The organism is Longimicrobium sp. (genome assembly GCF_048594345.1).
Taxonomy (GTDB): domain Bacteria; phylum Gemmatimonadota; class Gemmatimonadetes; order Longimicrobiales; family Longimicrobiaceae; genus Longimicrobium.
In genome coordinates this window covers 1-9,065 of record NZ_JBMDXM010000277.1, presented here as the reverse complement: position 1 = coordinate 9,065, position 9,065 = coordinate 1, and the positions used below count along the sequence as shown (strand labels likewise).

The following is a 9,065-nucleotide window of genomic DNA, read 5'->3' as shown; positions in this document are numbered from 1 at the left end:
AAACGCCTCCGCGCCTCATCCGTTCCTCCGCGCCTCCGCGTGATGCTTTTCCGTCGTTCCTCTGGATTGCACAACGAACTGCGAGAAATTGGTATTGACTGGTCATCCACCAACACAAAACCGGCCGCCGCGAACGATCTCGCGGCGGCCGGTCCTCATCGTCCCACCCTCACCCCGTCAGGACGGGATCACCAGGCGCTGGCCGGGGCGGATGCGGTTGCGGCGGCCCAGGTTGTTGGCGCTCTGCACCTTCTTGACCGTGGTGTCGTAGCGGCGCGCGATGGTCCACAGGCTCTCGCCGCGGCGCACCGTGTGGCGGCGGACGGCGGCCAGGCGGCGCTGCTCCTCGCGGCGCTCGCGGGCCGCGTCCTCGGCGGCGCGCGTCTGCAGCGTGGCAAAGTTGGCGGCGTAGCGGTCCGTGCGGCCGCGGGGCACGCGCACGGCGTAGGCCTTTTTGCCAGGGGGCGTCATGGCCCGCACCAGGTGCGGGTTCAGGCGCTTGAGCTCGTTCTCGCTTACGCCCACCGCCTCGGCCACCAGCGACAGCTTTGTGCCCGCGGGCACCTGCACCTCGTCGCTCTCCAGCGGCATCCAGCGCTGCACGCCGCCCAGCCCGTACTTTGCCGGCTCCTTGCCGATCAGCGCGGCCGCCACCATCAGCGGCACGTACTCGCGGGTTTCGCTGGGCAGGCGGCTGCGGATGCGCCAGAAGTCGGCGTCGCGGCCCTTTTCCTTGCCCGTCACCTGCTTCATCACCCGGGCAACGCGCCCCTCGCCGGTGTTGTACGCGGCGGCGGCCAGGTACCACGAGCCAAACTGGCCGTGCAGGTCTTCCAGGTAGCTGAGCGCGGCGTCGGTGCTCTTTTCCGGGTGCCTGCGCTCATCCACGTAGCCGTCCACGCGCAGGCCGTATCGCTCGCCGGTGTCCTCGATGAACTGCCACAGGCCCACGGCCGACGCGTGCGACTTGGCGGTGGGGTTGAAGCCGGATTCGATCATCGACAGGTACAGCAGGTCCTCGGGCATGCCGCGCTCGCGCAGCTTGGCGCGGATCATCCCCTCGTAGCGGCCGCTGCGCTTGAGGTACAGCGCCATGCGGTCCTGCTGCCGCCCCGTGAAGATGCCGATGAAGCGCTCCACCGGGGCGTTGCGCACCACGGGAATGTCCCACGTGGCGTCCGCCACCGCGGCGCTCGCTTCGCGAACCATGCCGGCGGCGGCGGTGGAAACAGGTGCATTCTCCCGGCTTTCACCGCCTGCGGCCGTGGCGCCGAGAACGGCACCCAGAAGCACGGCGACGGGAAACGCGGACCTGAACTCCATGCGACCTCCTATGGCTAACGCGGGATGCTGTGTCCTGCGATGGTTGCGGAGTCTGCGGCGAGTGCCGCGCGTCGAGCTGCGGGCCGGACCCTGGGGACCCGTCCGCGATGCGGAGAAAACCTTGCTGGTGTGCACCTAAGCTAAACGGCATCAACGGCTTAGTCAACCTGCGAGACGGATTTCGCCAACAGCGCAGGCTCATCCGGCGCAGACGTTTACGAGTTTTTCGTGGGTGATGTGGACGGAGAGGTGGGGATGATGCGACGCGTTGCGGACGGTTCGGCGCCGGCCCCCTCCGGGCGAGCACCACTCGCCCACCTCCCCCGAAACTGCCGGGGGAGGTTGGGCGTGAGGCCGGGATCGGGGTGATTCACACAGGACAGCGCGAGGGCCGCGCCCCCTCCGCTCGCGTAGGCTCGCACCTCCCCCAAAAAAGACTTGGGGAGGTTGGGTGTGAGGCCGGGATTTGGGTGCTTCCGAGAAAGGTTGTGCGGGATGGTGGGCCGCCCCCCTCCCCGGCCCTCCCCCGCAAACAGCGCGGGGGAGGGAGGTGCGACGCACCTTGTCGAAGCGCGGTCGAAGTTCTCCTCTCCCCCCTGCAGTTCGGGGGGAGAGGCCGGGAGAGGGGGGGCGCCTGCGGGCGCCAGTTCGGTGCCTGTCGTCGAGTTCCGATCTTCCGGCATCTACTCCCCTCTCCGCGAGGAACGAGCGGGGAGGGGCCGGGGGAGGGGCACCCCGGCGGACGCCCGTTCGATCGTTGTCGTCGAGCCTCGATCCAGCGGCCACCGCCCCCCTGCCGACGGAGTTGCCCGCAGCTTGCAGTGGGGGAGCGGCAAGAATCCGATGATGCGGGGGAAGCGCACCCTCCCCCGCTCTGTTCACCCGTCCGGAAAGCCAGAGATGCATCGCAATCTCGCAGCCCTCGCGCTGCTGACCCTCACGGCGGCGTGCGGGCCCTCGGGTCCCTCCACGGGCCCGTCGCCGCGCCCGGGCCCCGCCGACACCGTCCGCATCGGAACCGGCGGGGGCACGGGGGCAATCCAGCGCATCGTCTATCAGCCGGTGAGCCCCGCGCTGCCGCCGATCCCCGCGGCGAACGGCGCGCTGGCCATTCGCGTCATCCATCCCACCCAGGGCCAGGCGCGCCCCAACGTGGACTCCACCTTTGTCTACGGCAGCCTGGGCACGGGACAGGCGGCGCTGGAGATCAACGGCACGCCGATCCCGGTCGCGGCCAACGGCGCCTTTATCGCGTACCTGCCCATGCCGGCGGACGGCGCGTGGCGGCTGCGCGCGCAGGCCGGCGGCCGCGAGGTCACGGAGACGCGCTCGTACGCGCCGCGCGCCACGGGTGGCGGCGGCGGAGGGAGCGCGCCGTCGACCAACGCGGTGTACGCCACCGCGCGCCTGGGCACCGTCACAGGCGGCGCGGACACGCTGGCCAGTGGCTCCGACGCCATCTACGCCCGGCCCACGCCTACCGGCCCCTACCGCTGGTTCTTTCCCCGCGGCGCGCGGCTGGCCGTGGCGGAGCGCCGGGGCCAGCAGTACCGCGTGCGGCTGGACGGCGGCACCGAGGCGTGGATCGACGCCTCCGCGCTGTCGCTGACGGAGGCCGCGTCTCCGCCGCCCGCGCCGGGCCCGGTAAACGGCGCCATCTCGCAGCATGCGGACGGGCTGGACCTGCGCCTGCGCGCGGACGGCCGCCCGTTCCTGGTGGAAACGTCGGACGCCGGCGCCATCGTCACCGTCTACGGCGCCACGGGGGGAACGATGACCCCGGCCGCGCCGTTCGGCGGCTGGTTCCGCTCCGCCGAGCAGACCGCGGGCGAGGGCTCCACCCGCTTCACGCTCAGCCTGGCGGGCGGCGCGTGGGGGTACAAGGCGTGGTACGAGGCCAACGGCGACCTGGTGGTGCGCGTCCGCAAGCCGCCCGCGATCGATCCCCAGAACCCGCTGCGGGGCCGCCGCATCGTCATCGATCCCGGCCACCCGCCGGCGGGCGCCACCGGGCCCACGGGGATGTACGAGGGCGACGCCAACCTTGCCATCGCCCTGCCGCTGGCGGAAAAGCTGCGCGCCGCGGGCGCCGAGGTCATCCTCACCCGCACCGGCCGCGAGGGGCTGGTCAGCTCCACCAATAGCACCGAAGAGCTGCGCGCGCGGGTGCAGCTGGCCGTGAGCCGCAACGCGGAGATGCTGATCTCCGTGCACAACAACGCGTTTGGCGAAGGGGCCAACCCGTTCCGGGCCATGGGCACCAGCGTGTACTACTTTCACCCGTTCGCCGCCGGGCTGGCGCGCGAGCTGGACCGGGAGATCGTGGGCGTGACGCGCATCCGCGACCTGGGCGCGCTGCAGCAGAACCTGGCGCTGGCGCGGCCCACCTGGCTGCCGTCCACGCTCACCGAGTCGCTGTTCATGCCCATCCCCGAGCAGGAGGCCGCGCTGCGCGACCCCGCGTTCGTGGAGCGGCTGGCGGACGCGCACGTGCGGGGGATCGAGGCGTGGCTGCGCGGGCGCGCGGCGGCGCAGGCGGGGGGCGGCCGCTGATGCGCGCGCTGGTCATCAGCAAGCCGGGCGGGCCTGAGGTCCTGTCGCTGCAGGACCGCCCCGTCCCCCAGCCGGGGCCGGGCGAGATTCGCGTACGCGTGCACGCCAGCGCGCTGAACCGCGCGGACCTGCTGCAGCGCCGCGGCAACTACCCCGCGCCCCCGGGCGCCCCGGCTGACATCCCGGGCCTGGAGTACGCGGGCGAAGTGGATGCCGTGGGCGAGGGCGCGGGGCTGTGGGCCGTGGGCAACCGGGTGATGGGGATCGTGGGCGGCGGCGGGCACGCGGAGTACGTGGTGGTGCACGAGCGCGAGGGGATCCGCATCCCGCAGAACCTGAGCTGGGAAGAGGCCGCCGCCATCCCCGAGGTCTTTCTGACCGCCTACGACGCCCTCTTTCGCCAGCTGGACCTGGCGATGGGCGAGCGGCTGCTGATCCTGGCCGTGGGCAGCGGCGTGGGGACGGCGGCGCTGCAGCTGGCCAGCGCCGCGGGCGCCACGGTGATCGGCACCTCGCGCACGGGGGCCAAGCTCAAGCAGGCGATGGAGATGGGGTTGGAGGTGGGGGTGGATACGTCGAAGGAGGACCTGGCCGAGGCGGTGAACCAGGCCACCTACGGCAGCGGCGTGCACGCGGTGCTGGATCTGGTGGGCGGCAAGCTGCTGGAGGCGTCGCTGCGCGTCGTCGCCCTGCGCGGCCGCGTGGTGGTCGTAGGGACGACGGGGGGAAGCAAGGTGGAGGTGGACCTGGGCCTGCTGCTGCGGCGCCGCATTCACCTGTTCGGCACCGTGCTGCGCAGCCGCCCGCTGGAGGAAAAGATCGCGCTGGCCCGCGAGTTCTCCAACGCCGTGCTGCCGCTCATCTCGTCCGGCCGCATCCGCCCGGTCATCGACAGCGTCTTTCCCATGGACGCCATCCGCGCCGCCCACGAGCGGATGGAGGAGAACGCCAGCTTCGGCAAGATCGTTCTGACCTGGTAGCCCGTCCGAAAGAACCCAAAGAGGAAGGGTACAGAGGGACAGAAGAAGCCAGAGGAACAGAGGACGAATGATTTCCTCTGTTCCTCTGGCTTTTGTCTGCCCCTCTGTACCCTTCCTCAGTTCCGTTCCCGGCGGTCTACGCGGCAGCCTCGGTACCGGGGGAGAGATCGAGCTCCATCTCGAACTCGGGCGAATAGAGCGTGTGGGGGCGAAAGCGGTAACCGGCCTTTTGATACGAACGCACCGCCGCACGGTTGTGCGGCTCCACCGAAAGCCACAGGCGCTGCAGGTCCAGCGTGCGCGCCAGCTCGGCCGACACGCGGTTCACCTGCGTGCCCATGCCGCGGCCGCGCACGCTCTGGTCCAGAAAGATGGCGTACTCGCGGACGCCTTCCTTGCCCGTGGGCATCAGCATGGCGTGGCCCACCAGGCGGCCGTCCACCTCGACGATCAGGTGGTCGCCGCCCGACAGCACGTCGCCCAGCCAGCGCTGGACGCGCGCCGTGCCCTGCGGCGGCAGGCCCTGCGCCGCGCGCTTGGGCTCGAACGCGTCGTAGAAGGCGTCAAGCAGCGCGCGGTCTCCGTCCCGAAGCTTTCGTACGGTGAACATGCCCCCCTCGCGGTCGCGGAGGGTTACGGGGAACGCCAGCCCCCGGATGGGGATGGCGGACGGTACGGGGGGATCCGCGGTCATCGCTCAGAATCCCAGGCCCCAGCCACGGATCAGCGGCAGCGCCTGCCGCCGCAGCGACTCGAGCGTGCGCCGGTTGGTCGCCTCGATCTCCGCACGGCGCGGCACCGGCCGGTGGTCCTCCTCGGCGTCGCGAACGTGCGGCGGCAGCATCTCCGGCGCCTCGCCCTGCCAGCGGTTCAGCCATTCGTGCGGAATGCGGTTGGGCACCTCCTGCCCGCTCAGCACCCCCCACACCAGCGTCCAGGCGCGCGGCACCACCTTCCAGACGGCGTACCCGCCGCCACCCGTGGCGATCACCCGCCCGCCGCACACCCGGTCCGCGGCCTCGCAGACGATCCGGGTCGTTTCCTCGTACAGCCGGGTGGACGCGCGCAGGTGTGTGAGCGGGTCCGCCGCGTGGCCGTCGCAGCCGGACTGCAGCACCACCACGTCGGGCCGGTACGCCTCCATCACCTCGGGGATCAGCTTGCGGTGGATGTCGAGCCACGAGTCGTCTTCGGTAAACGGCTCCAGCGGCACGTTCAGCGAGTAGCCGTATCCGTCCCCGTCGCCCAGCTCGTCCACGAACCCCGTGCCGGGGAACAGGTAGCGCCCGGACTCGTGCAGCGAGAGCGTAAGCACGTCGGGATCCTCGTAGAAGATCCCCTGCACGCCGTCGCCGTGGTGGGCGTCGTAGTCGATGTACATCACCTTGCCGCCGTGCTCGCGCCGGATCCACGCGATCGCCGCCGCCAGGTCGCTGTACACGCAGAATCCGCTGGCCCGGTCGCGGTGCGCGTGGTGCAGCCCGCCGCAGATGCTGAACGCCCGCGTCACCTCGCCCCGCATCACCAGCTCCGCCGCGCGGATGGTGGCGCCGCTCACCAACGCGGTGATGTCGTGCATCCCCGGAAAGATGGGGGTGTCGTCCGTCCCCAGCCCCCAGCGCCCCGCGCCGGCCCGGTCGCCGCCGCCGCTGAAGCGCCGCACCGCGTCCAGGTACTCGCGGCTGTGCACCGCCAGCAGCTCCGCCTCCGTGGCCAGCCGCGGCGGCACCACCTTCGCCATCCCGCCGTCCACCAGCCCCAGCGCCTCGATCAGCGACACGGCCAGCTCCAGCCGCCGCGGGTTGAACGGGTGGTCGGGGCGAAACTTGTAGCCGGTTACCGCCGGGTCCCACACCAGCGCGCAGGGAACCCGGCTCACGCGAAGCCCCCCTGCCGCAGGTCCGCCTCCAGCGACGGCCACCCCACCTCGAACCCCGCCGCCTCAAGCGCCGCGATGGTTCCGCGCGGGTCGATGGTGTTCACGTGGACGATGGCCACGCGCCGCTCGTCCGGCTTGCCCGGCGGCACCATCAGCGAGCAGACGTTCACGCGCAGGTCTTCGCCAATGATCCGCATGGCCCTGGCCAGCTCGCCCGCCCGGTCCGGCAGGCCGATCTCCAGCCGCGAGGCGTTGGCGGGCCCCAGGATCTCCACGAACGCGTCCAGCACGTCGCTTTCCGACAGGATGCCCAGCACGGCGCCGTGCGCGTCCACCACCGGCAGCGCGCCAATGCGGCGGCGGCGCATGAGCTTGGCCGCGTCTTCCACCGTGTCCAGCGGGCCAATGCTGTCCACGTCCGACCGCATCACGGCGCTGATGGGCGTACGGTCCAGGAACGCCACCCGCTCCGCGTCGGGCTCGGTGAGCGTGGACGGCATGGCCGTGCGCACGTCGCGGTCCGAAACGATCCCCACCAGCACGCCCTCGTCCACCACGGGAAGGTGGCGGATGCGGCGCTCCCGGGTAAGCCGCAGGGCGTCCGCGAGGGAATGGCGGGGCGAAACCACGACGGGGTCGTGGGTCATCCGCTTTTTGACCAGCATGTCTACCTGGGAAAACGACGCGGGCGCGGCGGGCCGTCTGTGGACGGCGCGCCCGCGGGAGTTGTCAACGAATCAGAGGTCGATCTTCTGCCCGGGCCGCATTCCGGCAAAGCCGGCGCGGGTGTTCACCAGGCTGGCGGCGCCGGTGGAATCGATCCACACCACCGCGTTCTGCCCAAACACCAGCCCCAGTTCCACCAGCAGCGGCCGCACGTCGCCCAGCAGCAGAAAGCCGGGCTCCTCCCACGCGTCCACGCCGGCCCCGCCGCCGCCTGCACCCACCACGCGGCGAAACTGCACGCCCAGCGAGCGCACGTGGCGCAGCAGCTCCTGGTCGGCCGACCGGTTCTCGTCGGGGGTGCGGGCGATGGAGGCCGGGTTGTACGCCGTGACGATCCCCGACGGCCGCAGCTGCGGGTCGGCCAGGGCGTCCAGGCGCACGTCCAGGGTGCCGGCCGTCATCTCGACGGTCCAGGTGGTGCCCCGGTAGGCGTCAAGGAGCTCGGCGTCGCTCACGAGCGTGGCGGCTGTAAAGGTGGAGGGTACCACGTCGGGTTTCTGGTCAGTAGCGGTTTTCTCGCGCAAGCGCGCCGGAGGCGTCATAAACGCGCAGCACGTTCGCGGTGCCGTCGTAATCGGCATCGATCAGCTGGTACGCCACGGCACCGCCGCGATAGACCTCCACCAGGTCCGCGCGTCCGTCGCCGTTGCGGTCGGTCCACGAAGCCACGGGGCGCGAGCCGCCCATGAAGCGTACCATCCGCGGCTTGGCGTCCATTCCGCGCGGCATTTCTTCGCCCACGGCGCGAATGCCGTCCAGCCCTTCGCCGGCGCCGCGGAACCAACCGCCCAGCGCGCCGCGCCATCCGCCGCCCAACTGTGAGCTGGCGGGCATCTCCGGCATTTCCCGTGACGGCGGCGACCAGTCCTGCTGCGCGCGCAGCTTCACCGCCGTCAGGACTGCAAGGGCCACTACCGCGGCGGCCAGTCCGTACGTGCGTCGCATGGGTCACCTCTGGATCGGGTTCCTGTACGATACATGCCTACCCAGTCTCTGCGCCAGTGTTCCGTTTTGTACGGATGCGGAGGGGCGGCAAGAAGATGGAAATTCGCGGAAAATACGCGTGGCGGGCTGCTCCCGGAGCGACCGGTGTGTACAACGCGCGAGCGGCGCAGCCCTGCACGGCCTTGCCCCAACGGCGCGGGCCGTGAAGGGGACTACGGTGATGGTGGGGAGAGGTTTCGGGCGATGTCCGGCCGGCTGGCTACGGAGATCCGGGGCTCGTCGAAGTGCATCGCACTGCGTCCGCGGTGCCCCTCCCCCCGGCCCGCCCCCCGGCCCCCTCCCCGCTCGTGCCTCGCGGAGAGGGGGAGACTTCGATCGCGCTGCGGAAGGATCGGGACAGATCCCCGATCGTGGCTCGACGAAAGGCATCGAACTGCGTCCGCAGGCGTCCCCCGGCGGGCGCGCCCCCCCGCCGCGCCTCTCTCCCGCCCAACCCAAACCCCCCCCCTTTGTTTTTGGGGGGTGGGGGGGGTGTGGGGCGTGCCGGGGGGGGCCGCCCCGCGGACGCAGCTCAATCTGTCCGCTGCGCGAGAGACGCCGCTTACCCGAAGTGGCGGTTGAAGTCGTCGCTCACCTGGCGCAGAAGGCGCTCGATGGCG

General features: G+C 71.3%; 8 protein-coding genes. 2 read left to right on the top strand and 6 right to left on the bottom strand.

Features of this window, described 5'->3' with window-relative positions:
• Nucleotides 1-177: 177 nt before the first annotated feature.
• On the bottom strand, nt 178-1,323 hold the full coding sequence (locus ACOJUJ_RS28825) for a transglycosylase SLT domain-containing protein (protein WP_420130384.1): 1,146 nt from the start codon (nt 1,321-1,323) through the stop codon (nt 178-180).
• Between the two features lie 900 nt (nt 1,324-2,223).
• On the opposite strand from ACOJUJ_RS28825, the gene ACOJUJ_RS28820 reads away from it, so the two are divergent.
• Nucleotides 2,224-3,876 carry an N-acetylmuramoyl-L-alanine amidase gene (locus ACOJUJ_RS28820; RefSeq protein WP_420130383.1) on the top strand — a complete coding sequence of 551 codons (1,653 nt, stop codon included), beginning with the start codon at nt 2,224-2,226 and terminating at the stop codon, nt 3,874-3,876.
• The gene (locus ACOJUJ_RS28815; protein WP_420130382.1) at nt 3,876-4,856 is read left to right on the top strand and encodes an NAD(P)H-quinone oxidoreductase; all 981 of its coding nucleotides are present in this window, start codon (nt 3,876-3,878) and stop codon (nt 4,854-4,856) included. Before ACOJUJ_RS28820 ends, ACOJUJ_RS28815 begins: the two co-directional genes overlap by 1 nt.
• 136 nt (nt 4,857-4,992) lie before the next feature.
• Here the strand turns inward: ACOJUJ_RS28815 and ACOJUJ_RS28810 are convergent, their stop codons facing one another.
• From ACOJUJ_RS28810 to ACOJUJ_RS28790, 5 genes are all read right to left on the bottom strand, one after another.
• Nucleotides 4,993-5,550, bottom strand: coding sequence for a GNAT family N-acetyltransferase (locus ACOJUJ_RS28810; RefSeq protein ID WP_420130381.1), 558 nt, complete (start codon nt 5,548-5,550; stop codon nt 4,993-4,995).
• 3 nt (nt 5,551-5,553) lie between these two features.
• The gene (locus ACOJUJ_RS28805) at nt 5,554-6,735 is read right to left on the bottom strand and encodes an acetoin utilization protein AcuC (protein ID WP_420130380.1); all 1,182 of its coding nucleotides are present in this window, start codon (nt 6,733-6,735) and stop codon (nt 5,554-5,556) included.
• The gene (locus ACOJUJ_RS28800; protein WP_420130379.1) at nt 6,732-7,400 is read right to left on the bottom strand and encodes a CBS and ACT domain-containing protein; all 669 of its coding nucleotides are present in this window, start codon (nt 7,398-7,400) and stop codon (nt 6,732-6,734) included. Before ACOJUJ_RS28800 ends, ACOJUJ_RS28805 begins: the two co-directional genes overlap by 4 nt.
• A gap of 72 nt (nt 7,401-7,472) precedes the next feature.
• The gene (locus ACOJUJ_RS28795) at nt 7,473-7,916 is read right to left on the bottom strand and encodes a DUF3293 domain-containing protein (RefSeq protein WP_420130378.1); all 444 of its coding nucleotides are present in this window, start codon (nt 7,914-7,916) and stop codon (nt 7,473-7,475) included.
• A 46-nt stretch (nt 7,917-7,962) separates the two neighbouring features.
• On the bottom strand, nt 7,963-8,406 hold the full coding sequence (locus ACOJUJ_RS28790) for a hypothetical protein (RefSeq protein ID WP_420130377.1): 444 nt from the start codon (nt 8,404-8,406) through the stop codon (nt 7,963-7,965).
• Nucleotides 8,407-9,065: the final 659 nt, after the last annotated feature.

Bases quoted from the DNA above. Each gene is read 5' to 3' on its own strand.
- ACOJUJ_RS28825 (WP_420130384.1), bottom strand. From the start codon at position 1,323: ATGGAGTTCAGGTCCGCGTTTCCCGTCGCCGTGCTTCTGGGTGCCGTT.
- ACOJUJ_RS28820 (WP_420130383.1), top strand. From the start codon at position 2,224: ATGCATCGCAATCTCGCAGCCCTCGCGCTGCTGACCCTCACGGCGGCG.
- ACOJUJ_RS28815 (WP_420130382.1), top strand. From the start codon at position 3,876: ATGCGCGCGCTGGTCATCAGCAAGCCGGGCGGGCCTGAGGTCCTGTCG.
- ACOJUJ_RS28810 (WP_420130381.1), bottom strand. From the start codon at position 5,550: ATGACCGCGGATCCCCCCGTACCGTCCGCCATCCCCATCCGGGGGCTG.
- ACOJUJ_RS28800 (WP_420130379.1), bottom strand. From the start codon at position 7,400: ATGCTGGTCAAAAAGCGGATGACCCACGACCCCGTCGTGGTTTCGCCC.
- ACOJUJ_RS28790 (WP_420130377.1), bottom strand. From the start codon at position 8,406: ATGCGACGCACGTACGGACTGGCCGCCGCGGTAGTGGCCCTTGCAGTC.